Raw genomic sequence first — 25,303 nt, 5'->3', positions numbered from 1 at the left:
GCTAAATGGTGTGGTTTGTACAAAGTTGTCATTTATTTGTCATGTTTAGTTGCTTAAATCTGGTCTATACCAGAGGAAGAAAGCGTGACAGTTGATTATTTAATTATTGGTGGCGGCATATTGGGGCAAGCTGTGGCTTGGACCTTGTCAAAAGCAGCACCTCAAGCAGACATTGCCTTAATTGAAAAAGGCTTGTGTTCACAAGCGACCACCAGTCAGGCGGCCGCACTTGTGACACAGGGTCGTACTAAATTAATCGCGGCGTCCATGGTGCAAGATACCTTAAACGCTATTACTGAACTTAATTCAGAATTAGACATGCCGATACCGTTCACCCGTTGTGGTGGGCTGCATTTAGCGGTAAGTACAGACGAAATTAAAAGTCTGAATAATATGGCTAATGTCGCTGGCGAGTTAGAAATTCAACATGAATTTTTAGCGCAAAAAATCGTCGATCAATACTGCCCATTTTTTAGCACAGGCAATAGTCAAAGCCGTTTGTATTTTAGTGGTGATGGTTATGTGGATGGCACCATATTGGCGAACAGTTTTGGCATGGGTGCACGCACTAACGGAGTCAGATTTTTTCAAGGTGACAATATCACAGCCATTACGCAATTAGATAATGGCTATCAGGTCTCGCGCAGCAATGACGTAACGGATATTAAAGCAAAACACCTCTTTATTTGTGCAGGCCCTTGGGCCGCAAAATTATTAAAGCCTTTAGGTATTTCATTACCTGTAACGCCCATGCGAAGTTTGTATTGGCTCACTGAGCCTTATGAAAAGCTGGATTCTGATTTTCCTGTCTGTGTGGTGCCCTCTGCGCAAGCGTATTTTCGTCAAGAAACGAATCACATGCTGTTTGGCGTGCGTGATAAAGGTCAAGCGCTGCACCCTGATGATGTGCCGTGTGATGTACATGGGTTTCAATTTAAGAACGACCAGCAAGGCTTAGAGGCGTTAGAAAATGCATGGCCAAAACTGGTCCAGTTTTGGCCCGACATCGAGCAGCTAGGCTTGGCCAATTTAATCACGGGTATTTCTTCTTATTCTGCGGATGGTCTGCCCGTTATTGGCTGCCCGGATTCTCATTCAAATTTAACCATTGTCAGTGGCTGTTCCGGTGCGGGCATTGCCTACAGCGCAGGCATCGCTAAGCATGCGGTTACTCATGCAATAACCGGCGCCATCCATAACGAATTAGATATGAATCGCTTTCCTTTGGGCGATGCCTACGCAGAAGATTTTCGTAACGATTGCTTAATGGCAAGAAGCCAAAAAACAGCAGGCTGAAACATAGCGGTAACCGCTAAACCATACACTGATTATTAGAGGACCCAATATGTTAATGCCCCATAATAAAATTGAAAATCAACTCAAGCGCTGGCTGAGCACCACCAGCGTGCCTTGGTTTGCCCTATACGCTATGAGCGCGGCCTTTTTAACCTACTTTTCAATGTATGCATTTCGTAAGCCTTTTACGGTAGGGCAATACGAAGGCTTATTTTTATGGGAGGTGGATTTTAAAATTGTCTTAATATTAAGCCAAGTAGTTGGCTATATGCTGTCAAAGTTTATTGGCATAAAAGTGATTTCTGAAATGATGCATAACCGCCGTGCGGTTGCCATTGTTGCGTTAGTTTGTTGTGCACACTTAGCATTATTGTTATTTGCGATATTACCGGAACCTCTAAAACCCATTGCAATATTTTTTAACGGTTTGCCTCTTGGTATGATCTGGGGTTTGGTATTTAGTTTTTTAGAAGGGCGTCGCACATCTGAATTATTAGGCGCAGGCTTAAGTGCCACGTTTATTATCGCATCGGGTATGGTGCGCAGCGTGGGTGGTGGTTTGTTGGTGTATTGGGATGTGGATCAATTTTGGATGCCATTTTACACAGGTTTAATTTTTATGCCGTTGTTGCTCATTGCCGTATACGGGTTATCACTGCTGCCGGAACCCACAACAGAAGATGTGGAGGCCAGAACTCTACGGGTTCCCATGAATTCAAAAGATCGTTGGCAAATGCTAGGGCAATATTGGTTTGGTTTATTATGTTTGGTTTTGGCCTTTTTAATGTTCACGGCGCTAAGAGATTTTCGTGATAATTTTTCGGCTGAAATTTGGTCATCACTGGGTTATGGCTCAACCCCAGAAATTTTCACATATGCAGGCGTGCGCATTGCGGCCATTGTGTTAGTGGTTTTGGCTTTTTTAATGTTTATTCGTAATAACTTTGTTGCCTTTACTGCCAATCACGTGGTGATTTTTTGTGGCACCTTATTACTGGGCTTAAGCACGTATTGGTTTCAACATGAATTTATCACGGGTAAAGCGTGGATGATTCTTATGGGGGCGGGCTTATACATGGCGTATATTCCCTTTAACTGCTTTTTATACGATAGAATGCTCGCCATGACAGGTAAACCTGGTAATGCTGGCTTTTTGATTTATATATCAGACAGTGCTGGGTACATTGGCAGTGTGGGTTTGTTGTTGATTAAACACTTTCATTCACCTGAAATATCGTGGTTAAGCTTTTTGCAGACAGCGGTGTATGTGTCTGCGTTATTAGGGGGCACCTTAATGATTATCTCTTGGGTGTTTTTTAAATTGAAAATGCCAAATACATCGCCTGATCTAACGGCTGTGCCCAGTGCATCCTAAACGGCTGAATTCTTTTCTTATGAATTAAGGTCAAGTAAACTGGCCTTAATTGATTCTATTGAGAGCAATATGGTTCCTGCTTACATCAAAATTCGTGACTATTTGAGTCAACAAATAGCGAAAGGGGTCATCCCAATTCACAGTAAGTTGCCATCAGAGCGTGAGCTTGTGGAGCAATTTTCAACTACCCGTATTACTGCCCGAGAAGCCCTGAGCAAATTAGAAGCAGCAGGCGTGATTTATCGCTCTAACAGACGAGGCTGGTTCGTTTGCCCAGCACGGCTTAATTATGACCCATCTTCACGGGTGAATTTTTATCAGTTAGCACAAGAACAAGGCCGACAAGCGGGCACTCATGTATTAAAAATAAAAAAAATTAAAGGCCCTGCGGATATACGCCAGCAATTTAATTTAAAACCCACAGAGAAATTAGTAGAGCTAAGCCGTGTGCGGTTTTTAGAAGTGCGCCCAGTGTTATTCGAGACAATTTATTTGCCTGAAAGCTTAGTACCTGATTTATCACAACGTGATTTAAATGGCTCGTTAACTCAAATTCTAAAACAAGATTACGGTCATGTGATTACTCAAGAAGATAATCAAATAAAAGTAGAAGCCATTTATGATGATCAAGCACACGAACTGCAGTTAAACGATGGCTCCCCTTGTTTGAATATTCATCGTAAACGTTATGCTAAAAATGGTGCATTAATTGAATACGATATTGAATACTGGGTACACAGCGCCATTGAACTGGTGATCAGCAGTCGCTAATTTTATAAACTGATCATCAGTAGGCCTGCACAGATGAGTGCAATACTGATGATCTTTTGAGTGTTAATCTTCTCGCCCATAACCACGATACCAAAGGCAAAACCAATAGGAATACTGATTTGCCTAAACGCGACAATATCCCCAGCACTGGCCACAAATGACATGGCACACAGTACTAAAAAGTAACTTAAGCTAATGACTAACCCTGCTTGAATCGCAGATAGGTCAAACCGAATATCAATGGCTTGTTTACGAATGATGCACAGGTAAATCCAGCCCATCAATACCGTGGCCCAACCTTGTAATACTATATATAAGCTGCCTAATATAAACGGTGATGCACTGGATTGTGCCGACCAATTACGTTGAATAAAGTGATCAGTAATTGAATAACCGGTTGTACCAAGTGCGCTTAGTAATAAAAATTGTATTTGATTAGCACGAATGTTTTCACGCTTGGGTAATAAAAATAATGTGCCTATGACAATAAAACCGTAAGCGGCCCATTGAGTTGTTTGATAATCAGTTTGATAATGAGGCTCGTTGTGTGTCGATGAACCCAAAAAAAGCCCGATAACTAAACTCGCAATCGGTACCAATAAAACAGGCAGTGCACGAATAATGGGGTAAGCCACGGATAAGTCTAACGTTTGATAGCTTTTCGCTAAACCCGCTAAATATAAAACCTGAAAAACACCGCTAAGCAGTATCAAGGGTAAAAATGAAAGTTGTATCAGTGTTTGCCAAAAAATAACTAGAATAGGGCTTAACATAACAGACGAAAAAAAAGTGGCCACAATAAAAAAATGCAGGCTAGGCGTAGCCTGCATTTTGCCTAATAGATTCCAAGCGGCATGTAATACCGCTGACAGTACCACAAGACCGATGGCGATGGTTTCCATTAAGGGGCAATGCCCTGTGCAATCCATGCTTCTATTGTTGCAATGGCTTGTGGCAATTGGCTGACCGAATCAATCACAATATGTGCACCTTGTGCATTAAAGCGCGCATAACTTTTTTCTTTTAACGGCTGTTTTTCTTTATCACTGAGTGCGTGCCATTCGTGTTCGTCTAAACCGACTTCGTTACCAGATACGGCCACGCCTACTGTCCACATGCCTGCGCGAATGCCTTCTTCAATACCGGGCAGTGTGTCATCGACTTTGACACAGGCTTGAACATGATCAGCACCCAGCTCTAACATGGTCATTAATGCCATGTCCGGCATTGGTCGGCCACGTTTTACTTCGGTTGCACAGATAGTAGTCAGCGGTGTGTAACCTTGTTCTTTTGCAAATGCTAATGCGGGTTCGACCATTTCTCTGGCGTAACCGGTATTACCACCAATTTTGTAGCCCTTTTTTACCAGTGCATCGAATGCGTTTTTCCAGCCTGGGATCAATTGACTACGGTGTTTGATGATGTTGGTTTGTATTGGTAAAAAATCATCATATAAACGATCAATATCCGCTTGAGTATGTGCGCGGCCTTTTACCGTTTGCCATTGTTGCTGAATGTTTGCATTGCTTAACATGTGGGTAATGTGTACTCGTTTTTCGGTGCCCATTGGTTCGCGTGCTTGTGCTTGGGTGACGTGCACACCTTCACGTTCAAACAGTTCAATAAAAGCACGCACGGGTGCGAGAGAACCAAAATCAATAGTGGTGCCGGCCCAATCCAAAATAATGGCTTGCACAGGGCCTTGGTAATGCATGGTTGCTTTAAGCATGTTGTTTCTCTTTTCTCGATAATATAAGGGTTTGTGACAGTAGTAATTCTTCGTAGCTGGCAATGTTGCTTACGTTGTGAGTGTGATTTGATGCCTGACTTAATAGTTTTTTTTCAATTTGAAATAAACTCATACAAGCAAAAAACCAAGGGGATTCTTCAAATAACTTCGCGGTGCCATTTTCAAGCGTGGAGCGTTGCGATGCATATTGCTTGGTAATCGTTTTTAGTCGTATGGGTTTAGTCATGTGTTCAGGAAATAGGATCTTTAAACATTCAGCTGCGTATTTATCTTTATTTAATATGTTAGTGGGTGCATTTTGACTGAGCGATTTAATGACGAGCTCGTCTAAGTCATAAAGCAATGCACAGGCGGTCAGAGAATCTTCTAGATTTCGATCAAGTGCATATTGCGCCCTAGCAATGGCTTTTTGTTGATAGCTTAGCCCGCAAGGGGCGATGCAATCACCAAAGCGTTCAAAAAAATCTAAGATAGGCTTTAATTTTTTTCGTGCTAGGGTTCTTGGCCTCATTAATAACCTCTATACCCAATATCGGTTGTTAGAAATGGCATTAAGCAGTGCTTCAATATCAGCTGGTTGCACATCACCAATATGCCCAATGCGAAAACATGGGGTTTGTGCCACCTTGCCCGGGTAAATAACAAAACCATATTTTTTTAAGCAGGTATAAAATGTTTTGAAATCAAATGTTTCGCTATCCGGTGTATGAAAAGTAGTAATGAAGGGCGATTGTTTGTCTTGTTCAATAACACAACGAAAACCTAATTCGGTCATGCCATTAACCAGCACGTCATGATTTTTTTGATAACGGGCGTGGCGTGCGTTAATGCCACCTTCTTGCGCTAATTCTTCAAGTGCTTTTTGAAATGCACGCACCACATGGGTCGGCGACGTAAAGCGCCACTTGCCTTGCCCTTGCTCCATGGTGTGCCATTGATCATACAAGTCCAGTGAGTGAGATCGGGCTAAGCCTTTGCAATTTTCAAGCTCGCTTTCTTTAGCGATAATAAAACCAAAACCCGGCACCCCTTGAATGCACTTGTTAGCGCTACTGATTAAAAAGTGAATACCCAGTGCATCCATATCAATAGGCATACCACCAAAGCTGCTCATGGCATCGACTATCCACACTTTTTGGTGCTGCTTGATGATCGGTGCGTACTGCTCAATTGGGTTTAAAATGCCTGTGGTGGTCTCACAGTGAACGGTAGCCACATGGGTGATGTTTTGGTTGAGTTTTAAAAACTCATTAAGTTCGCGAGTACTGACAGACTGAGTTTCACTGGCAACTAAACACAGGGTGTCAATATTCAATTGTCTTGCCATGGTAGCGATCCGTTCACCGTAAGCACCGTTAACTAACACTAATAACTGTCCTTGCTTTGGTACACAGCTGCCAATGACACTTTCAACGCTGAAACTGCCACTGCCTTGCATCAATACCGTGCTGTAACCAGCAGCGGCTGTCGCCAGTTTGGTTAAGGTGTTACGTATGGGCTGCACCACACCGAGATTATAATCTTCATCCCATGTGCACCAATCTCTGAGCATGGTTTGCTTCACACTGGCTGTGGTGCTCAATGGGCCGGGGGTGAGTAATAAGTAAGGGTTGTTGGAATCCATTTTTCTCTCATTTTTGTTTGCTGGTCTAGACCAGAATAAGAGGGAGATTAATGGCCAAAGGTGTGATTTTCAATCAATTAAATTTGAAGTTTTTATGACAGTTGGGTTCAGCTTGTGTTTATTGTATTGTCATTAAGCTGTAACAGTGTGTACTGCGGGGCCATAGAAGTTTCATGGATAGTTCACCCATTAGAAATATACATTCTTGATATTGGGCTAGACCAATACAAAAGGAGGTCACAATGAAACTCATTAAACGAATAGTGGTAAGCAGCGTGATGGTGTTCTCGTCACTGGTGGCGGCAGAAAGTAAGGTATTACTTATTGGTATTGATGGTGTGCAGTTTGAGAAGTTACAGGCAGCCAACACACCCAATATGGATCAGCTGAATATAAGTAAAGCGTTTACAGGGGGCATAGCGGGTACGGCCACAGAGCAAAAAACCTCAAGCGGGCCAGGCTGGTCTACGATTTTAACGGGTGTTTGGGTAAACAAGCACCGTATTGCCGCCAATGGTGATGATTTAGCTAACCCAGATTTTCCGAGTGTGTTTAAGCGTATTCGTGATGCAAAGCCTAATGCTTACATCGCCAGTATTGCTCACTGGGGAACACCCAATACCCATTATTTTAGAAATGACGTAGTGGGCAACAACCTGACGCTTAATGGGATTTCTGACCAAGCCGTAACCGATAAAGTTATTGATGTTATTAACACCACAAGTGCCGACTTCATATTTGCGCACCTAGATGACCCAGACCACTATGGGCATTCTCAATGTTTTGGTTCGGCTTATCAAAACTCAATCGAAGTGGCCGATACGCAAGTGGGCCAAATGATGGCAACAGTGAATGCCAAAATTGCGCAAGGGGAAGATTGGTTAGTATTAATCACCACGGATCATGGTCGTACACCTGTAATTGGTTGTAATCATGGTAACCAAAGCGTGCAAGAAAAAACCATTTTTATTGCCAGCAATAAAACACTTAATCATGAATTTACTCAGCCTGCGAACAATCTTGAAAACCAAGATTTTAATGGGTTATACGCTTACCCGTCACAAGCAAGTATAACACCGACGGTATTGCGCCATTTAGGCATAGAGCCTCAAATTGAATGGGCGCTTGATGGCATCCCATTAAATGGTGATTTGGCCGTGCGTAAATTAATGGTATCCAATACCAATGCGGATTTAACGTGGGTTCCTGAAGGTGATGCCAATGTAGACGTGTTTCGCAACGGTCAGCTTGTGGATAACGTCAATGACCTTGAAGGGCAGTGGAGTGATCTACAAAGCATAGATGGTTTATTAGATTACACCTTGGTGAAGAATGGCACACCGGCCACTTGGCGTTTGAATCGTTTAGACATTACCGCCGCATTAGATTGGAATGCGACCCGTGCGTATTTCTTCCGCTCTGATGATCAATATGTACGTTACAGTAAACTCTTAGATAAAGCCGATGCCGGATACCCTAATTTAACCAACGAAGCCACTTGGCCGGGTTTAGGCGCATATGCGGATAAAATCGTCGCAGCCTTTAGAAAAGATAACGACAAAGCGTATTTCTTTTTAAACGATGGTAATTACATTCGTTATGATATTAGTTCTGACGAAGCCGATTCTGGTTACCCTAAACCGATTAATAACGACACTTGGCCAGGCATGGAAAACTATGCAACGAATATTGTGGCGGCTCTGCGCTGGAAAGGAAACCGCGTGTACTTCTTTTTAGATAATGGCCAATATATCCGTTATAACCTTGTTAACGATCGTGTTGATTCGGGTTATCCAAAGGCAATTAATAATAACTCTTGGCCTGGCCTAGGTAATTATGCCAATGAGATTCAGTCGGCGGTTAAATGGAATAATGGTCGCGGTTATATCTTTTTGAAAAATCAAAAGTATGTACGTTACAACATTACGCTTGACCGTGTGGATGCAGGATACCCAAATGAGGTTAACAGTGGTACGTGGCCTGGATTAATGAACTAAATAAATACGTTTTTTGAATATAAAACAGGAGGCCATTAGGCCTCCTTTTTTATGGTTCGTTACTGTTGATTGAGCAAACCAGACGCGTACATCATGATATGAAAAATCACATTTTGCTCGTTCACCCCTGTGACTAAGTGGGCGCCTTGGCCCGTTGCAAAAATAGCCACGTCTTCGCCACCATGGGTTTCACTGTTGCGAGGGATTAAGGCTTCTTGGTGATAACCCGGTGCTGTGGTATCAATATTTGAGATGTCTTTTCTACCCACATTAATGGGATGCTCATCTACTGCATCTGCATCGGTTTCATTGCCAAGATCATGCATACCGCGACCATTTAAATAACCCAGCGTGGTATAAGGTAAGCCATCGGCCATTATTGTAGGCGTATTTTTATTTGGCGCAATGACTTTGCCTAAAATTGGGTTGCCTCGTTTGGGGTAGCCAGCCATGGTCATAACATGACTGTGATCGGCGGTAACAATAATTAAGGTTTCACTTAGATCCACTTTTTTTAAAGCGGCTTCTACCGCATCGGATAGCGCGATGGTCTCATGCAAAGCGTTATAGGCATTACCGGCATGGTGGCCGTGATCAATACGACCCGCTTCAATCATTAAAAAATATCCATTTTTATTATGAGACAGCTGATCAATCGCCACACTTGTCATTTCACTTAAACTGGGTTCACCCAATGCATCATTTTTTGCATCAGCGCCATAGCGCATGTGTGAAGGGTGGAATAACCCAAGTAAGTGACTGTTGTTTTGTGTGGATGCGTTTATAAAGTCATCACGATTATTGACATAGCGCCCTTGTGGAAATTGATTCTGCCACTGGCTAATTAAATTTTGAGTATCAGTGCGCTTGCCTTCTGCTTTTTTTGCATTAGGGTTTTCTTGATTGAACGATGTTTGATTAGGTAAAAAATTACGACGTCCACCACCTAATATGACTTCTATGCCGTCACTGTTTAAATTGGGATAAGCATTAGCAAGGCGTTGCTTAAAATTAATGAGTTGTAATGCAATATCATCACACCCTGCTTGATCAGGTGGTATGTCTGAATTATTTTCCCAATCTCGACTTGCTGTTTTTGCATAAGTGGCGGCAGGGGTGGCGTGAGTGATGCGTGCAGTGGTCACCATACCGGTTGATTTACCTGCAAGCTCAGCGATTTCAAGTGCTGATACAAGCTCATGGCCTTTGCTGCTTTTGCAATCACCTTTGCTCACGGATTCATCAACGGCTAATACACCTGCATCGGTTTTAATGCCTGTCATTATGGCAGACATAGTGCCAGCGGAGTCAGGGGTTTGTTGATTAGTATTATAGGTTTTTGCCAAGCCACTAAACGGGAAACGCTCAAAACTTAAATAGTTTTCTTCACCGGTTTGGCCCTGTATTTGGCCTTGCAAAATACGCGCAGCGGTTAAGGTACTAATGCCCATGCCATCACCTACAAATAAAATGATATTTTTGGCTTTGCCCGCTTGGTTCATATCAAGGTAAGACAACTTATTTTCAATGCTTTTATTGCCTTGTTGATACCAACTATTTGATGTTTGTTGTTCTGGGAGTTTAATAGAGCGTTTAATGGGGTGTTCAATTATGGGTTGCTGGCTACAAGCGGTTAATAGACTAAATGACAATGCAATGGATGGTGTAATTAGGTGCTTCATGTTTATCCTACCAAAAAGCCCTAAAACGGCCGATGCGTCTTAGGGCGATAAAATGACTAAATATGAATTAAAGATCAAGGGCGATTGAAATATCACGCCATGATACTAATTTAAAATTTTGATTTTCTTCTGGCATAAAATTGCGACCATCTTGCACCACTAATAAACCGTCTGGGAATTTTTCACCAAAGTTAACCGATGAAACCGTTAGGCCATCGGTTTCAGATGCGCCATCAATATTTAGCGCTTGGTTGAGTGTGATTCTAAATTCACCCATTGGTTTATAAGGTGACTGTGCGTCAAAGATCACATAACTATCATTGCCTTGACTTGAGACCACTAACCAGTTTTTATTTTTCCCTGCATAAATTTCCATGCCCTCAATATCGGCGGTTAGTATGTCGCCTACTTTGGATATGAGTTCCATTTTTGTGCTGTCATTTGGTTCAGCGCCTAGCGTCCAAAGAGCAGCGTTTTCTTCGCCTACAAATAAGCGTTGTTGTGACTCATCAACCGTGCAACCTTCGGGCTGACTGGCGACAGCGAACTCACGAACAAGCTTACCCTGCCAACCTTGTTTAGTATCAATAATGTGCCATTGTTCAAAGCGACCGTCTTCATCGTTTATAAATACATAGACATTGTTCTGTTTGCCTGTGTACATGCATAAGCCATAAACATGGTCTAAACCCGTTTTAATTTCATTCACTGTGGTTAATACACCGTTACTAGGATTAATGTGAAATAAGGCAATGGCGTTTCGGTCACGCTGACTGGCGGCGGCGATATCGGCGGCTTTACCTTTATGAGTAAAACCTTGACGTACATCGACGTTATTCACCCGTTGCACTAACAGTTCTTGTTGTTCGTTACCGCTTAAATCGTAAACATATAAGCCTCGTTTTTTATTGGTGCCTAATACTAGACTTTTTTCAGTGTGTATTGGGTGTACCCAAATGGCAGGATCATCTGCGGCGTCGCCTTGGGATTTAACGGGGGCGGTTTCCACAACGGGCATAACATTATGAATACTGCGTTTACTCATTTGCTGTGGCTGATAGGGGGATTTCCACTCAACTAAATGGCCGTTTTTATCATCTAATGCCCAAAAGGCTATTTCGGTTTGATTAATTGTTTTAACTGTCAGGCTGTCGAGTTCGATATTCTTATTTATTGCGAATGTCGTTTTTACTTTGAATTCACGGTTATCAATTTCATAGCTATGCACAATATTTTGGCCACTCTGTGCGATGAACAATGTGTTATCAACAATCGCCAGCGGCCCTGCGTCTGTTTTAAGTTTGCCAAAAGGGGCGACTAAATCCACTGCAATGCGCTTTACTTCGCTTTCTGCTCTGGCTGAGTAGGCCCATACGCCAATGCCTTCTTCGCTGACAATAAATTGATCGCTGTTATCATGTACGGCACAGTTTTCGGCTCCTGGTGGTAACGGGAAGCGACGCAGTAATTGAAGTTCAATTCGATCAGTGAATTCATTGACTAAATATTGGTTTGCCATGTGTTGTTCATCAAGTAAAAATACGTGCAAAGGGGTATTTTTTGTTTGATAAAGACACAAGCCTTCTAATGGTGTAGTAATAGTCGCGGCATGTTTGATCAAAAGCGCATTGCCTTTGGTTTTAATCAAGCTTGGTTGGCCGTCTTTATTGATGGCAAAAACGGCGGTATTACCATCGACTTCTCTGTGGTCTAGGTATTCTGCTTTTACGGATGCTTGATCAATTATTTGGTGCTCTGCATTGGATAGGCTGATTTGATTATCTGGCCCATAATTAAGCCACTGCTGACTAGAGAGTAAAATGGCGTGCTCACCTTTTAATGGAAGCACACGTTCTTGCATTTCAGTATGTGTCGTTATTACTGCTGAATCTGTTTGTGTATGAGCACACGCTGTTAATAATGCGGCAGCTGAAACCATGCCCACAACTTTTTTAATAACATTCATTCAATATAAACCTATGTTGCTTTTACAAAATAAAACGAGGGGGCGGGGCCCCCAATCATGCACAACGTGTGCTTAAAACTCAGATAATGTCAGGCCTAAGCGATAACGAGTGCCGTATTCTTCATACTGAGCATTGTATTTTTCAGATTTTACATAGGTGTAGTAAGGCTCATCGGTTAGGTTCGCGACATCAAATGATACTTTCATGTTGTCCATAATTTTGTATGACATACTCAAATCCCATTGCGTTTGTTCTGCTTGGTACACGTCTTTGTCTGAGTTGGTTATATCATCTACTTCAAGCAAGTATTCTGATTTGTAGTTGGCGGCAATACGAACCATCCATGGGCCTTGTTCGTATCCTAAGATCATGTTGCCGGTTACATCAGACTGATTTGGCAATGAGATATCACGGCTGATGTAATTGCCATCATCATAAGCATCAATGGTTGCGTCCGATTCGATGAGTGTCGTATTCGCGCTAAATAATAAGCCATTAAATGGCGCAGGTAAGAATGCTAATTTTTGTGAATACGCCAGCTCAAGTCCTTTTAGTGTTGCCGTGTCGCCGTTGACAAATGTTTCCACTTTATCGTAATCACTCCATTGTTGGCTGCCCGCTAAATCTGTTTGATAAATAAAGTCCGTAATATTTTTTTGGAAATAAAACGCAGATATTAAACCCGCGTTACCGGTAAAGTGTTCTATTCCTAAGTCAATATTGTTTGATTTAAGAGGGTTAAGATCTGAGTTACCCAGACTGGCTTCTTTATCGCCATCATCCTGTGTGTCAGAAAAGCTAGGCGCCATTTGTTCAAACGTTGGTCTAACAACAGCTTGAGTATAAGCCGCCCGTAATTGTGTGTTGTCGGCTAATTCATAGCGTAAGTGTAGGGCGGGTAATATGTCATCGGATGTGGTTTTGCTGTTGAGTGCGACAAATTCATTAGCATCACCATCAAATTTCACACCGTTGAATTTTGTTTCGGTGGCTTCGTAACGCACACCCGTTAAAATGCGTAACTCATCGATATCTATACGGGTCATCGCGTAAGCTGCGTTAATATTTTCTTCAATGTCGTACGTTGCTAACTTGCTTTCTTCTTCATCGAACGCGCTGGCTTTATCAAGTGATGCAAGCAAGGTGTGTATTTGTTGGCTGTTTACGGTTGGGCCAAAGGCATTTATATCGTAGTTAGCCTTGCCACCTTGATAGTCGGTGAGTGTGTCCGGTGCTGAGCCAAACTCATCGAAAACATAAATGCTTTCTTCTTGTTCTTTTTTACGTGTCAGTGACTTAGCACCAAATTTAATTAACGCAGGAAAGTCATTGATGTATAGGTCGCGGGTAATATCAAATTTTGCACTGGTTTGGGTGTCTTTAGTATAAGCCTCAGTGTATTCAATTTCGTCTAGCTCATAAGCGCTGGCATCAAAATAACCCGCTGGGCTAATCATGGTTGGCTTGCGTGTATTGGTGAACCCTACACCGTCTAAATCCTCTTGTTTAAACACGGCACCGGCAATACCGCCGGGTTCATCTTCATTTGCGGTGCTGTAGCCCAGTGCATAGGATAAGGTCCAGTCGTCAATGAAGTGTTCGCCACCAAAGGTTGTGGATAAAATTTCTTGAGTTTCTTCTCGATCTTTTAATTCGCGTTTTACTTCAGCAAGGCCAGTAACGCCTGCCTGTCTTGGGCTGCCCGAAAATTCTAATTCAGCATCATCATTTAATTCAAGTTCACCAAACTCAACCTTACTGGCTTGACGTTGTTCATCATCTGTAAAGCGACTATATAAAGTACGTAAATATAAACTGTTGTCGTTATCCATTTCATAATCAAAATTTAACGCAGCGCCTAAGCGTGTACGTTCAATGGTGTAATCACGCTGCTCTAATTCTTCAAGGGCTGCGCCATTTTCAAAATCCCACGCGCCGCCAGTTTCAACATTGTTAGAGCCAAATTTTCGATGATCATAACTCATGGCTCCGGCCACCCCTAAGCGCTGGTTGTTCGGCAGTGCGAATGCGTTGCCGGCGGTTACAGCTAAACTTGGGTTGGTGTCTTGTGTGTGCTCTTCGTAACTGGCTTCGCCGCGTAACGTATAAAAGGCGCCAGCGCGATCGAGGGCCGATAAACTTTCAACTTCGATGCTACCACCAATGGCATTGGCGTCCATGTCAGGGGTTAAGGTTTTGGTGACGGTCATTGAACTAATTAAATCAGACGGCATGACATCCAGTGCGACTGCGCGACGCCCAGCTTCTGGTGCAGGCAGTTGTGTGCCGTTTACGGTGACGGCGTTTAGGTCAGGGTTGATACCCCGAATACGCACAAAGCGACCTTCACCTTGATCGCGCTCAATCGAAATACCCGGAATGCGTTGTAGCGCTTCGGCGGCGTTGTCATCCGGTAGCTGACCAATGGCATCGGCATTGATTGCGCTCACCATATTGTCGGAATAACGTTGGCGATCAATGGCGCGTTGCATTTGTGCGGCTTGACCGACGACTAGGATTTCTTCAATGCTGGTGTCGGTATCTTGTACAACAAGATTAGAGCTGAGGGTTTTATTATCCTCAATTGTAATTGTTTGTGTGTGCAGCGTTTTGTCGCCTAAGCGAACAACCACATCATAGGTGCCGGGCTTTAATTGATTAAGGCGAAATTTACCGCCTTTATTAACTAAGACATCACGATTTAAACGTTCGATACTGACTGTCGCGCCATTAATGGGTTGTAAGCTGGTGCCGTTTAAAATAGCCCCTTCCCATTGGCCGTCTGCCATTGCATTGGCTGAGGTTAAAAACGTTAAGCCAGCAATGGCGATGGCGTGTGTTAAAGATTGCTTTTTCATTGTGTGTACCGCGTTCATGTCAAAGGTGGCTAGACGGTAGAAAAATTAAATGACAGTACTGTGACGGCCTTTTTATCCCAAGGGAGAATGCATAGAATTTAGGCTTATTTAAGCGGCGTATGATCTGTTATGACCCGTAATATTTTGTCTTTAGACCCGTAATAAGCCGCTAGACATTGGGGCGAGTGAAAAAATCCAATTTGTATTGTGTATATTGAAATAAACAGTGAGCTGATTTAACCCCTAAATTAAATCCCGCTTGTAAAGAAAGTGTCATATTAAATTGGTATTCCACTAAGCAGTTATATATTTAGGCCTTATCATGCTGATGACACTGCAACTGCATAAACAAAAAATATCATTGTTACTTTTTTTACTCACACTTTGCTTAGTTGTGACGTGGACATTAGGTGAGCCAAAGTTTTTTGCTGAGATTGACTGGGTCGATGTGATTGGCGAGGGCGGCAGTGCAGCGGCCATGGCATTGTGGATTGCGTTTATTTTGGGTAGCCGACCACAAGGGCGCGTGACCAATTGGTTAACCTTGGGGCTGGGCGTGATGATGGTGGCATTTTGGCAAGATGCCCTTGATGAATTTATTCGATTGCCCGCTGAACAATGGTGGGATCAATGGTTTGAATCCATTGCCATGCCAGTGGGAATCTTGTTACTGACTTACGGCTTGTTTCATTGGTATCAAGAGCAACTAAAAATAAATGACACATTAAAAAAGCGAGAACAGTTGTTTCGCGAACATACTTTGTTTGACCGTATTACACACTTAAGCCGTGCTGAATATTTAAACACTCAATTACAGCATATGGGCGCTAAGCAGGCCGATGATGATATGGCATTGATCATGATCGATGTGGCGAAATTTTCGCTGTTTAATCGGATTCATGGCCAAGCAGAAGGGGACCGGTTTTTATATCAACTGGCTGAGTTTTTACAACTCAATATGCGAGAGCAAGACTTGTTAACCCGCTATGCTGCTGATCGCTATGCGATTATTTTACCTAATACTCACTTGCCACAGGCGCAGATCATTGCGCAGCAATTGCAAGATGCTGTGGCGCACTTTTATTATCGGTTACAAAAAAGCGGTGATAGTTATGTGCATCATATTTTAACGGGAACAGCGTGTGCGTCAGGCGCTGATGCCATAAATTTAGTTTCCCTTGTGAACGCGTCATTGGCGGATAATAAATTATCGCCTAACGTCGCTTGAGCCACTTATGATGTACCGCGAATCTCATGAATCTATTTATCCTGCGCATTATCAACTGTTGCGCCTAATGGATTTGTTAGATGCTCAAGGTATTCATCATCATCAGTATCTAAAAGGCACGGGTTTATTTTATGAAGACATTGCGTCAGGTCATAAATTAATCAGCGCAATACAATTTATTAAATTGATTGATAATGCTCAAAAACTGGGTGAGCCGTCATTGGCGTTTCGCTGGGGTCATACTATGTGGCCTGGGCATTATGATGTTTATAGTCAGTTATTAAATAGCACAAACAATCTTGCTGAATTATTAAATGTAATTCATTGCTACAGTGAAATGTTATGCCCATTATTAAAGCCTATTATTGTAAATAGCGACGATTCTGTTTTTATATATTGGCAAGATGAAATAGGCGCCGCACAGGTACAACGGTTTTTAGTCGAAGCCTATTCCACTGCACTGTTGTCGTTGAGCCATTGGTTTGCCAGTCATAAATTATCTTGGCGCTTAAGTTTTTCTCATGAGTCACCGGCTTATCTTGAAGAGTACATGGTGAACTTAGGTCAGCATGTGCAATTTAATATGGGCATTAATATGTTGGTATTGCCGCGTGATCAGTTACAGTGTGCATGGCCAAATGTGCAAACAAGTGACGCGATTAATCAGTTGTTAACACGTCAAGCTAACAGCCAGTATGATGTTATTCGTAGAGGGTTTATTGGGGTATTTACGCAGTGGAACCAACGCAACATTGATGATAATCCAAGCTTAGAACAAGCGGCGATGGCATTTGATATGAGCAGTGCTACTTTAAAGCGTAAGCTTAAAGTACATGGTACGTCGTTTCAAAAGGTGCAAGATCAAGCGCGTTTATCTACATGTTTATATTTATTGCATCATAGAAAGTGGAGTAATCAGCAAGTTGCGGATTATTTGCAGTTTTCAGATGCTCATAATTTTAGAAAGGCGTTTAAACGTTGGTGTGGCAACACACCCAATGGTATGCGAGAAAAACTAGAATTGAACATAAGGGCGATATCATAATCGCCCTTATGTCTTACGCGTTAGGGTAATATCGTGTTAGGCGCGTCGGGAGCTAACTTTCCCTGTATATCGGCTTCTTTTTCGATGCTTTTCTCAGCGCTTGTATCTGGTGAAATTAAACCAATCACAATCCAGCCTGCTTTTGGTTTCAGTGTTTTTTGTGCACTAAAGATATGACAATAACCGCCTTCATCAATGGCAAATAAAGGCAGTGATCTAGTACCATGTTGCTCAAGGTAACTTTCAAACGAAAAGTTATCGGTTAGCTGGGTTTTTTTCACGAGTGCTTTTTTAGCGCGTAAACTGGCCAGTTTAGAATAGCTAATGCCATCACCAAATAACCCCAAGGTTTGAGTGTAACTGCCAGATGATTGATGACTGGCGCGCAGATCACTTTCATTACCTAAGCCAAATACCTTGTCTTTACCAAACCAATCTAAAAAGTGCATGCTGACTAATGGATTAAGTTGTTTGTAGGGCGACAAGATGAGTAAGCGCCCAATGCCAGATAAGTCTGCATGATTGGTTGCGTGCTCAGATGCTGGGTTACCAAAATAAACAGGCAAACCTTCCATGCGGGCTTGGCTTAAGTTTTCCCAGTTGGTATCTGCAATACGTACTTTGACGTTCTGTTCCATCAATGTTTTAGCAATGGCACGGGAGGTATCGTTGGCACCAAAGATTAAGAAACCTTGTGCAGGTGGTTCTTGTAACCCTAGACCAACCGCCACATATTTTGCGGTTAAACTTTGTAATACCACGGTGGTGATAATCACCATGAACACCATAGGGATTAAAATATCCGCCCCTTGCCAGCCAGCGGTTTCTAATTTTAAAGCAAATAAGGCAGAAACCGCGGCGGCAACAATACCGCGAGGTGCAATCCATGAAAGCAATGCTTTTTCTTTCCAATTTAAATCTAACTTATAAGAGGAAATTAAGACGCTTAGTGGGCGAGCCACAAATAGAATAATAAGCAGTAAGAACACCATAGGTAACCCTAAGGTGACAAAGTGGGTTAAATCTAAGCGAGCCGCTAAAATAATAAAAAGTGCAGAGATTAATAATACGCTGAGGGACTCTTTAAATTCTAAAATACCCTCAAGGTCCACTTTACGACTGTTAGCCATGACCATACCCATAATGGTAACCGTCAATAGGCCTGACTCGTGTTGTAAGAAATTCGACATGGCATAAACACCCAGCATAAATGTAAGCGTTGCAGGGTTTTGTAGGTAATGCGGTAACCAATTGCGGTTAAGCGCTTCGATTAATATTTTTGCAGCCGCCCAACCAAAGCCAAAGCCCACAAATAAAGTCACACCAAATGCTTGCATGGCATGAATCAACGCCGTGTCGCGGCTCGAAATAATAAACTCATAAACCAGTACGGCTAACAATGCACCAATGGGGTCAATGATGATGCCTTCCCAACGTAAAATGTTGGCCACTTTTGCGGTAGGGCGAATGGATCGCAACATGGGCACAATCACGGTAGGGCCGGTTACCACCACCAGCGCACCAAACAAGGCGGATAACTCCCACGATAAACCCATAATGTAATGAGTGAATACACCAATAATGGCAAACGTGATCAACATGCCCACGCTGACCAAATTACGTACCATGGCACCGTGACCCTGAATTTGCTTAAAATCTAAGGTCAAGCTGCCTTCAAATAAAATGATGGCTACCGCCAGTGACACCATTGGGAAGAGCAAGTCGCCAAATAAGGCATCAGGGTCAAGAATATGAAACACCGGCCCGACTAATAAGCCACAGACAAGTAAAGGTAAGATTGAAGGCACGCGAATGCGCCAAGCAAACCATTGGCAAAGTAGTGACAACACGCCAATGCTGGCAAGTAGTGAAAGCGCACTGATGCTTTCCATTGTGAATCCTTAATATAGAAAATGGGGCTACTGTAGCACTAAGGCGGGATTTTGCTAGTGAAGCGCTGTATTTGATTTTAGGTATACACGGGGTCTAAATCAAGGTAGTAGGTAGCACATTGCCTGACTTCACTCTTTGATGGTGGGCAATGCCCACCCTACGGTTGAGTTATTCGTTATGACGCAATCGTTTATTATTTTTAATAAACTTAAAGAACCCCATAAACGTTAAAATATACAATGTAGGTCGGGCACTGCCCGACGGTATTCTTTGATGGTGGGCAATGCCCACCCTACGGTTGAGTTATTCGTTATGACGCAATCGTTTATTATTTTTAATAACCTTAAAGAATCCCATAAACGTTAAAATAAACAATGTAGGTCGGGCATTGCCCGAAACGGGACTCTTTAAGTTTGTTTAAAATGATTATCTTCTTCGGTGCTATTTTATTTTGATGGCATGCGATGTTTATTTCTATATTGTTTTGAGTCAATTAAAAGTGGTAGGTCGGGCATTGCCCGACGAAATTAGTTAATGCTGAGCAGTGCGGCTAAAGCTTAGCAAACGTTTTACTCGCCAAATTGTCCTGTTATATCTAAATTTTTCCCCCAATCGTTAGCATAAAACCCATTGTTTAAATACTTGTGGTAAGTGGAATATGGCCATTCATTTGGCGTAATAACGAAACCATGTTTAACGGGATTTATATGAATATAATCGAGGTGAGTATTAAGATCGCTTTCATCTCGTATTTGATGTTCCCAAAAGCGAGATTGCCAAATACTTTTATGAATGAAACCAAACCCATTTTTTTTGAGCTGTTTTGTTGTTAGCGCTTTTATGCGCCCCCAGCGTTTTGAGTAGTCTGTATCGCTTTCAGGCAACGTCCAGATAGCGTGTAAGACACCATGCATCTATTTTAAACGGCATTTCAGCACGAACCTGAATAATAGATTCACGTAATGCTTTGCGAACCAGCGGTAAGGTTAACAGTGGTTGGCGATGATATGTGACAACGGTAAAAAAGAAGGTGCCGCCTTGTTGATAAGAACGGACATAGTTAGGCATCTTTGCCTCCACTTTTAAATATAAGTGCGCTTTATTTGTAGGTCGGGCACCGCCCGACGGATGTGTTGATAGTGGGCAATGCCCACCCTACAAGTTTAACGTCATTCAAAATGATAAATGAATATACATGTAGGTCGGGCACGGTCCGACGGTTTTGTTGATAGTGGGCAATGCCCACCCTACAAGTTTAAAGTCATTCAAAATTATAAATGAATATACATGTAGGTCGGGCACGGCCCGACAATGTCATCACAGAGGTGTCATTATTCAGTAAATTAAAACACTTCGCTTTTCAACACAGGGTACTGCGCCGCTTCCAATCGAGGACCAAACTGGCTCACCACTTGTGAGCTAATCTTGCTGGCAAGCTTACCGGCTTCTTCCCACGAATGGCCTGCGGTAATAGCAAACAAAAACGCGCCTGCAAAGTTATCCCCAGCGCCATTGCTGTCTACCGCGGTGACTGCATTGGGTGCGATGTTGATGCTGCTGGTGCCATCAAACAATACGGCACCCTTATCACCACAGGTGATGGCGAAGGTTTTGGCGATTTTTTTAAGTTCGTTTGCTGCATCATCAAGGTTGGCAGTACCGGTGTAACTCAGTGCTTCTTCTGCGTTACAGAACAGTAAATCGACGCCATTACCGAGCATTTCAGCTAGGCCGTCTTTGAAAAACTGAACCATGGCAGGGTCAGAGAAGGTTAGGGCGGTTTTTACATTATTGGCCTCAGCCAGTTTTTTACATTCGATGGCGGCATGGCGCGCGCTGTCGCTGCTGACTAAATAGCCTTCGATGTATAAGTACTCACTATTTTTCAAAGCCGCTTCGTTGATGTGGTTATGATTTAAATCAGCGGTAATACCTAGGTAGGTGTTCATGGTGCGTTCGGCATCGGGAGTGATCATCACCATGCATTTACCCGTTACGCCGTCTTCACGGTTGCTACCAAGGTTCGTGTCGATGCCAGCACTGGTTAAGTCTTTTACGTAAAAGTCGCCAGTTTCATCGTTAGCCACGTTGCAGGTATAAAAGGTTTTGGCCCCTAAATACTGTGCTGCAAAAATGGTGTTGGCCGCGCTGCCACCACCGGCACGTTTCTTTAGACCAAATGTGTCCGTCAGATTAGCCAGTAGCGTTTCTTGTTGGTCTTGGTCGATTAAGGTCATCAGGCCTTTTTCGATGTTATTTTGAGCAAAAAAGGCACCCGTTACTTCAAACTCTTTATCCACAAGGGCGTTACCGATACCGTAAATCTGATACTTGGCCATGATGTTATCTCTTTTTTAATAGGTAGATGGGTCAGTGAAAGCAAAGCAGTTTATCAGGGTGTGAATCCGGTGGGAAATTGCCCCATGAGTTCCCGCCAAAGCTTGGTATACTGCGCCCATGAAAAATACCAACTCTTCCCGTTTTAAGACCGTTTTGTCTTGGGCCATAAAGCTATCCCTTGTGGGTGTAGTCGTGCTGGCTATGTTAATGGCTTACCTTGATGCACAGGTACGCGAAAAATTTGAAGGTAAGCGCTGGGCCTTGCCGGCGAAGGTGTTCGCTCGCCCGCTTGAGCTTTACCCTGGGCTTGAATTAAAGCCTAATTACTTGATTCAAGAATTAGAGCAAATTGGTTATCAGCGCGTCCCCAGTGTGGTGACCCCAGGGCAATACAGCTTTGATGGCAACGAACTGGATGTGTTTCGCCGTTACGTTAAATTATATGATGGCGAAGAATCATCGGCCCGTGTGCATATGCGCTTTAACAGCGGCGCTATTGATGGCTTGTGGTTGGATGGCCAAGCGGTGGCGCTTGCGCGATTGGAGCCATTACTCATTGGCGGTATTTACCCCAAGCACAATGAAGACAGACAACTTATTCAATTAGATGATGCCCCAAGTTTGTTGCTTAAAACCTTGGTTGCGGTTGAAGATCGGGATTATTACGATCACTTTGGTATTAGCCTTAAAGGCATTGCCCGCGCCATGGTGGTGAACGTGCAACGTGGTGGCTTGGTGCAAGGCGGCTCCACTTTAACTCAGCAATTAGTAAAAAACTTTTTCTTAACCCGCGAGCGCACCTTGGTACGTAAAGCCACCGAAGCCTTAATGGCCATATTGGTTGAGCTGCATTATTCCAAAGACGATATTTTAGAAACCTACTTAAATGAAGTGTACCTTGGCCAAAGTGGCCGCCGTGCGGTTCATGGGTTTGGGTTAGCCAGCCAGTTTTATTTTGGTAAACACATTAGCCGTTTAACCGCTCCAGAAATTGCGACCCTTGTGGGTATGGTAAAAGGCCCGAGTGTTTACAATCCAAAACGTAAGCCAGAAAACGCATTAGCACGGCGTAATGTGGTGCTGGGTGTGATGCATGATCAAGGGTTGATCAGCGATTATGAATTTGCAGTATGGCAAAAACGTGCACTGGATGTGGTGCAATATTCGCAATATCAACGTATTGAATATCCAGCGTTTTTAGATTTAGTACGCAGACAACTACGCAGCGACTATGCCGACAAAGATTTAACCAGCGAAGGTTTGCGCATTTACACCAGCCTCGACCCGATTATTCAGCGCAGTGCAGAGCAAGCCATGAGCAAACGTTTAGCCCGCTTAGAAAGTGGTTATCGTATGCCAAAAGATTCGTTACAAGGCGCAATGGTCATAGCCGGTACCGAAAGCGGAGAAGTCGAAGCGGTTGTGGGTGATCGAAACCCGCGCTATTTTGGTTTTAACCGCGCACTGGATGCTAACCGTTCCATTGGCTCGCTAGCCAAACCCGCTGTGTATTTAACCGCGTTGCGTTCACCTGAATATAATTTAATTACGCCCCTAGATGACAGCGAAATTAAAATAGCAGGGGCTAACGGCAGTGTGTGGGAACCTGAAAATTATGATAAAAAAAGTCATGGCATAGTGCCTTTGTATCAAGCTATGGCGCGTTCATTAAACCAAGCAACGGCGCGTTTGGGGTTGAAAATTGGATTAACCAATGTGGTGCAAACGTTTCATGATTTAGGGGTGGAACAAAAAATTCCCGCTTACCCATCCATTGTTTTGGGCGCGTTTGAAATGAACCCATTTGATGTGGCTCAGATGTATCAAACCATTGCCGCATCGGGTTTTAAAACACCATTAAAAGCCATTCGCGGTGTGACCACACAAGACGGCCAATTGCTTAGCCGTTATGGTTATGATGTAAAGCAAACCATTAAAACAGAACCTATTTATTTGTTACAAAAAATCATGCAGCGTGTGGTTAAAGAAGGTACCGCCCGTTACTTGAATTCACAATTTGATGACTCGCTGAACTTAGCGGGTAAAACCGGCACCAGTGATAGCCAACGCGATTCTTGGTTTGCCGGTTTTAGTGGCGATAAGCTGGCAGTTGTATGGGTCGGCCGCGACGACAATAAAATGATGCCATTAACGGGCTCAAGCGGTGCGTTGCGCGTGTGGGCACAAACGTTTAAAGACTTACCGTTAAAACCGCTTTATCCACTGCCTACCGAAAACATAGTTGAGCAATGGGTCGATGTTGAACAAAACGCCATTAGCAGTGAAGCGTGCGATGCTTCGGTACAGTTGCCATTTATTCAAGGTCGGTTACCATTGCACACATTAGACTGTGTGCCGGAGCAAGCACCGGACACGGGCAAGTCTTGGTGGTCACGGATGTTTAACTAAGTGCCATTAAGTTTTAATTTATGGGAATAACGAAATTAATGAAATCAGTATTACTTGTCGTATTCATTGCACTATTAGCGGCGTGCTCCACTGCGCCGTATCAATCCGTTGATCAGATCGAAGCCACGAGCAGTCAAGTGCTGGCACAATTGCCTAGCTGGTATCACCAAAATTTAGGGCTGCAACTAAACGGCGGCAATGAATACCCAGAGCAACAAGCGCTGGCGTCTTTGTTGAAACAAGCGGACTTAGAATTTATTCGCGGAAACTTTCAAGCCTGCCAAATTTTATTAGAACGCGCACAACGGATTTCAACCCGCGAGCCAAGCGTGTATGTGCGTTTAAGCTATTTGTTTTGGTTAGAAAATAACACCCGCAGCGCCGAGCAAATGGCCCGTCGTGCGTTGGCGTTAGTGGCCAGCGATTCTGACGCGTCGCAAGAAGTGAAGCGTTTATTAGTGGCGATTCAAGCGAATCAATATTAAAGCTTATGCTTTAAAAACAAGTTTCGTTTATAAAAAAGCGCTTATGTTTTGCATAAGCGATTTTTTATGAATGAGCTTTAGATGGCCTTGTTTAATTTAAAATTGATAGCCGAATTCAAATTGAAATGATAGACCTAAACCAAAGCCATCTATTTCGTTTCCATTAAAGAAGCTAACCCCAATGGCTTTACCTGGATTTTTTATCCCATCAAAAAAATATAAATACCCAGCACCTATATAGGGCGTATTATTATATTTTTTGTCATTATTAATTATGCCAGCGTAGATGTTAGCCCCATGATTAGGCGTATTAGAATTAAATAAATTCGTTTTCATCCAGCCTGCTCCGGACGCATAATATCTACCATCGGAACTTGAGTAGGCTAAAATACCTGTCGTTACGTACTTGAAATCTGTTTCAGATAGCATCCCGTAATTAACACCAAGCCCACTATAAGAACGACCGATACCCACCCCGTAAGAAATGGAGCCGTCTGCGACAACAGTCATAGATAAGCATAATGAAAGGCATAGAGCAGCCTTGATTCCTGTTTTCAATTTTAATCCTTAGTTTAATTCGCGG

The 25,303-nt window shown here is 43.0% G+C and carries 20 protein-coding genes; 8 read left to right on the top strand and 12 right to left on the bottom strand.

Annotated features, from left to right (window positions below; all coding sequences use genetic code 11):
• The first annotated feature begins 84 nt into the window (after positions 1–84).
• The 3 genes from ACU6U9_RS03080 (at position 85) to ACU6U9_RS03070 (ending at position 3,442) form a co-directional block, all read left to right on the top strand.
• Positions 85–1,296, top strand: coding sequence for an NAD(P)/FAD-dependent oxidoreductase (locus tag ACU6U9_RS03080; protein ID WP_446733619.1), 1,212 nt, complete (start codon positions 85–87; stop codon positions 1,294–1,296).
• A 49-nt stretch (positions 1,297–1,345) separates the two neighbouring features.
• Entirely contained in the window at positions 1,346–2,671 is a 1,326-nt protein-coding gene (locus ACU6U9_RS03075; RefSeq protein ID WP_446733618.1) for a DUF5690 family protein, read from the top strand.
• Between the two features lie 69 nt (positions 2,672–2,740).
• Positions 2,741–3,442 (top strand): GntR family transcriptional regulator, encoded by a 702-nt coding sequence (locus ACU6U9_RS03070; protein WP_446733617.1) that lies wholly within the window; start codon positions 2,741–2,743, stop codon positions 3,440–3,442.
• A 2-nt stretch (positions 3,443–3,444) separates the two neighbouring features.
• Here the strand turns inward: ACU6U9_RS03070 and ACU6U9_RS03065 are convergent, their stop codons facing one another.
• From ACU6U9_RS03065 to phnW, 4 genes are read right to left on the bottom strand one after another with little or no spacing between them, the layout of a single operon-like run.
• Entirely contained in the window at positions 3,445–4,344 is a 900-nt protein-coding gene (locus ACU6U9_RS03065; RefSeq protein ID WP_446733616.1) for a hypothetical protein, read from the bottom strand.
• Positions 4,344–5,171 carry a phosphonoacetaldehyde hydrolase gene (phnX, locus tag ACU6U9_RS03060; RefSeq protein WP_446733615.1) on the bottom strand — a complete coding sequence of 276 codons (828 nt, stop codon included), beginning with the start codon at positions 5,169–5,171 and terminating at the stop codon, positions 4,344–4,346. Before phnX ends, ACU6U9_RS03065 begins: the two co-directional genes overlap by 1 nt.
• On the bottom strand, positions 5,164–5,703 hold the full coding sequence (locus ACU6U9_RS03055; RefSeq protein ID WP_446733614.1) for a hypothetical protein: 540 nt from the start codon (positions 5,701–5,703) through the stop codon (positions 5,164–5,166). Before ACU6U9_RS03055 ends, phnX begins: the two co-directional genes overlap by 8 nt.
• Positions 5,704–5,712: 9 nt before the next feature.
• Positions 5,713–6,816 carry a 2-aminoethylphosphonate--pyruvate transaminase gene (gene phnW, locus ACU6U9_RS03050; protein WP_446733613.1) on the bottom strand — a complete coding sequence of 368 codons (1,104 nt, stop codon included), beginning with the start codon at positions 6,814–6,816 and terminating at the stop codon, positions 5,713–5,715.
• A gap of 242 nt (positions 6,817–7,058) precedes the next feature.
• Between phnW and ACU6U9_RS03045 the strand changes: the two genes are divergently transcribed.
• Positions 7,059–8,813, top strand: coding sequence for a hemopexin repeat-containing protein (locus ACU6U9_RS03045; protein WP_446733612.1), 1,755 nt, complete (start codon positions 7,059–7,061; stop codon positions 8,811–8,813).
• Between the two features lie 59 nt (positions 8,814–8,872).
• On the opposite strand, the gene ACU6U9_RS03040 is transcribed toward ACU6U9_RS03045, so the two are convergent.
• The 3 genes from ACU6U9_RS03040 to ACU6U9_RS03030 all read right to left on the bottom strand — a co-directional run bounded on the left by ACU6U9_RS03040 (position 8,873) and on the right by ACU6U9_RS03030 (position 15,320).
• Positions 8,873–10,495: an alkaline phosphatase gene (locus ACU6U9_RS03040; RefSeq protein WP_446733611.1), complete on the bottom strand. Its 1,623-nt coding sequence runs from the start codon at positions 10,493–10,495 to the stop codon at positions 8,873–8,875.
• A gap of 67 nt (positions 10,496–10,562) precedes the next feature.
• Positions 10,563–12,461, bottom strand: coding sequence for a phytase (locus ACU6U9_RS03035; RefSeq protein ID WP_446733610.1), 1,899 nt, complete (start codon positions 12,459–12,461; stop codon positions 10,563–10,565).
• A gap of 72 nt (positions 12,462–12,533) precedes the next feature.
• The gene (locus ACU6U9_RS03030; protein WP_446733609.1) at positions 12,534–15,320 is read right to left on the bottom strand and encodes a TonB-dependent receptor; all 2,787 of its coding nucleotides are present in this window, start codon (positions 15,318–15,320) and stop codon (positions 12,534–12,536) included.
• A 322-nt stretch (positions 15,321–15,642) separates the two neighbouring features.
• Between ACU6U9_RS03030 and ACU6U9_RS03025 the strand changes: the two genes are divergently transcribed.
• Both ACU6U9_RS03025 and ACU6U9_RS03020 read left to right on the top strand, forming a co-directional pair.
• Positions 15,643–16,548 (top strand): GGDEF domain-containing protein, encoded by a 906-nt coding sequence (locus tag ACU6U9_RS03025; RefSeq protein ID WP_446733608.1) that lies wholly within the window; start codon positions 15,643–15,645, stop codon positions 16,546–16,548.
• A 7-nt stretch (positions 16,549–16,555) separates the two neighbouring features.
• A complete protein-coding gene (locus tag ACU6U9_RS03020) occupies positions 16,556–17,593 on the top strand; it encodes an AraC family transcriptional regulator ligand-binding domain-containing protein (RefSeq protein WP_446733607.1) in 1,038 nt (345 codons plus the stop codon).
• A gap of 20 nt (positions 17,594–17,613) precedes the next feature.
• On the opposite strand, the gene ACU6U9_RS03015 is transcribed toward ACU6U9_RS03020, so the two are convergent.
• The 4 genes from ACU6U9_RS03015 to ACU6U9_RS03000 all read right to left on the bottom strand — a co-directional run bounded on the left by ACU6U9_RS03015 (position 17,614) and on the right by ACU6U9_RS03000 (position 21,825).
• On the bottom strand, positions 17,614–19,485 hold the full coding sequence (locus ACU6U9_RS03015) for a cation:proton antiporter (protein ID WP_446733606.1): 1,872 nt from the start codon (positions 19,483–19,485) through the stop codon (positions 17,614–17,616).
• Positions 19,486–20,055: 570 nt separating this feature from the next.
• Complete coding sequence (locus ACU6U9_RS03010) at positions 20,056–20,400, bottom strand: REP-associated tyrosine transposase (protein ID WP_446733605.1); 345 nt, start codon at positions 20,398–20,400, stop codon at positions 20,056–20,058.
• Entirely contained in the window at positions 20,363–20,554 is a 192-nt protein-coding gene (locus tag ACU6U9_RS03005) for a transposase (RefSeq protein ID WP_446733604.1), read from the bottom strand. The genes ACU6U9_RS03010 and ACU6U9_RS03005 overlap by 38 nt, the downstream gene beginning before the upstream one ends.
• Positions 20,555–20,829: 275 nt before the next feature.
• Entirely contained in the window at positions 20,830–21,825 is a 996-nt protein-coding gene (locus ACU6U9_RS03000; protein WP_446733603.1) for an adenosine kinase, read from the bottom strand.
• Positions 21,826–21,943: 118 nt separating this feature from the next.
• Here ACU6U9_RS03000 and mrcB point away from each other — a divergent pair, with 118 nt between their 5' ends.
• Positions 21,944–24,235 (top strand): penicillin-binding protein 1B, encoded by a 2,292-nt coding sequence (gene mrcB, locus ACU6U9_RS02995; protein WP_446733602.1) that lies wholly within the window; start codon positions 21,944–21,946, stop codon positions 24,233–24,235.
• A 38-nt stretch (positions 24,236–24,273) separates the two neighbouring features.
• Positions 24,274–24,720, top strand: coding sequence for a hypothetical protein (locus ACU6U9_RS02990; protein WP_446733601.1), 447 nt, complete (start codon positions 24,274–24,276; stop codon positions 24,718–24,720).
• Positions 24,721–24,816: 96 nt separating this feature from the next.
• On the opposite strand, the gene ACU6U9_RS02985 is transcribed toward ACU6U9_RS02990, so the two are convergent.
• A complete protein-coding gene (locus tag ACU6U9_RS02985; protein ID WP_446733600.1) occupies positions 24,817–25,278 on the bottom strand; it encodes a hypothetical protein in 462 nt (153 codons plus the stop codon).
• Positions 25,279–25,303: the final 25 nt, after the last annotated feature.

Source organism: Pseudomonas sp. HK3 (genome assembly GCF_052920985.1).
The sequence above is the reverse complement of the archived record's forward strand: the minus strand, read 5'-3'. Positions and strand labels throughout refer to the sequence as shown.

What these genes read in the sequence shown, in the direction of transcription:
- ACU6U9_RS03075 (WP_446733618.1), top strand. Translation starts at nt 1,346, where the DNA reads ATGTTAATGCCCCATAATAAAATTGAAAATCAACTCAAGCGCTGGCTG.
- ACU6U9_RS03070 (WP_446733617.1), top strand. Translation starts at nt 2,741, where the DNA reads ATGGTTCCTGCTTACATCAAAATTCGTGACTATTTGAGTCAACAAATA.
- ACU6U9_RS03065 (WP_446733616.1), bottom strand. Translation starts at nt 4,344, where the DNA reads ATGGAAACCATCGCCATCGGTCTTGTGGTACTGTCAGCGGTATTACAT.
- phnX (WP_446733615.1), bottom strand. Translation starts at nt 5,171, where the DNA reads ATGCTTAAAGCAACCATGCATTACCAAGGCCCTGTGCAAGCCATTATT.
- ACU6U9_RS03055 (WP_446733614.1), bottom strand. Translation starts at nt 5,703, where the DNA reads ATGAGGCCAAGAACCCTAGCACGAAAAAAATTAAAGCCTATCTTAGAT.
- phnW (WP_446733613.1), bottom strand. Translation starts at nt 6,816, where the DNA reads ATGGATTCCAACAACCCTTACTTATTACTCACCCCCGGCCCATTGAGC.
- ACU6U9_RS03045 (WP_446733612.1), top strand. Translation starts at nt 7,059, where the DNA reads ATGAAACTCATTAAACGAATAGTGGTAAGCAGCGTGATGGTGTTCTCG.
- ACU6U9_RS03040 (WP_446733611.1), bottom strand. Translation starts at nt 10,495, where the DNA reads ATGAAGCACCTAATTACACCATCCATTGCATTGTCATTTAGTCTATTA.
- ACU6U9_RS03035 (WP_446733610.1), bottom strand. Translation starts at nt 12,461, where the DNA reads ATGAATGTTATTAAAAAAGTTGTGGGCATGGTTTCAGCTGCCGCATTA.
- ACU6U9_RS03030 (WP_446733609.1), bottom strand. Translation starts at nt 15,320, where the DNA reads ATGAAAAAGCAATCTTTAACACACGCCATCGCCATTGCTGGCTTAACG.
- ACU6U9_RS03025 (WP_446733608.1), top strand. Translation starts at nt 15,643, where the DNA reads ATGCTGATGACACTGCAACTGCATAAACAAAAAATATCATTGTTACTT.
- ACU6U9_RS03020 (WP_446733607.1), top strand. Translation starts at nt 16,556, where the DNA reads ATGATGTACCGCGAATCTCATGAATCTATTTATCCTGCGCATTATCAA.
- ACU6U9_RS03015 (WP_446733606.1), bottom strand. Translation starts at nt 19,485, where the DNA reads ATGGAAAGCATCAGTGCGCTTTCACTACTTGCCAGCATTGGCGTGTTG.
- ACU6U9_RS03010 (WP_446733605.1), bottom strand. Translation starts at nt 20,400, where the DNA reads ATGCATGGTGTCTTACACGCTATCTGGACGTTGCCTGAAAGCGATACA.
- ACU6U9_RS03005 (WP_446733604.1), bottom strand. Translation starts at nt 20,554, where the DNA reads ATGCCTAACTATGTCCGTTCTTATCAACAAGGCGGCACCTTCTTTTTT.
- ACU6U9_RS03000 (WP_446733603.1), bottom strand. Translation starts at nt 21,825, where the DNA reads ATGGCCAAGTATCAGATTTACGGTATCGGTAACGCCCTTGTGGATAAA.
- mrcB (WP_446733602.1), top strand. Translation starts at nt 21,944, where the DNA reads ATGAAAAATACCAACTCTTCCCGTTTTAAGACCGTTTTGTCTTGGGCC.
- ACU6U9_RS02990 (WP_446733601.1), top strand. Translation starts at nt 24,274, where the DNA reads ATGAAATCAGTATTACTTGTCGTATTCATTGCACTATTAGCGGCGTGC.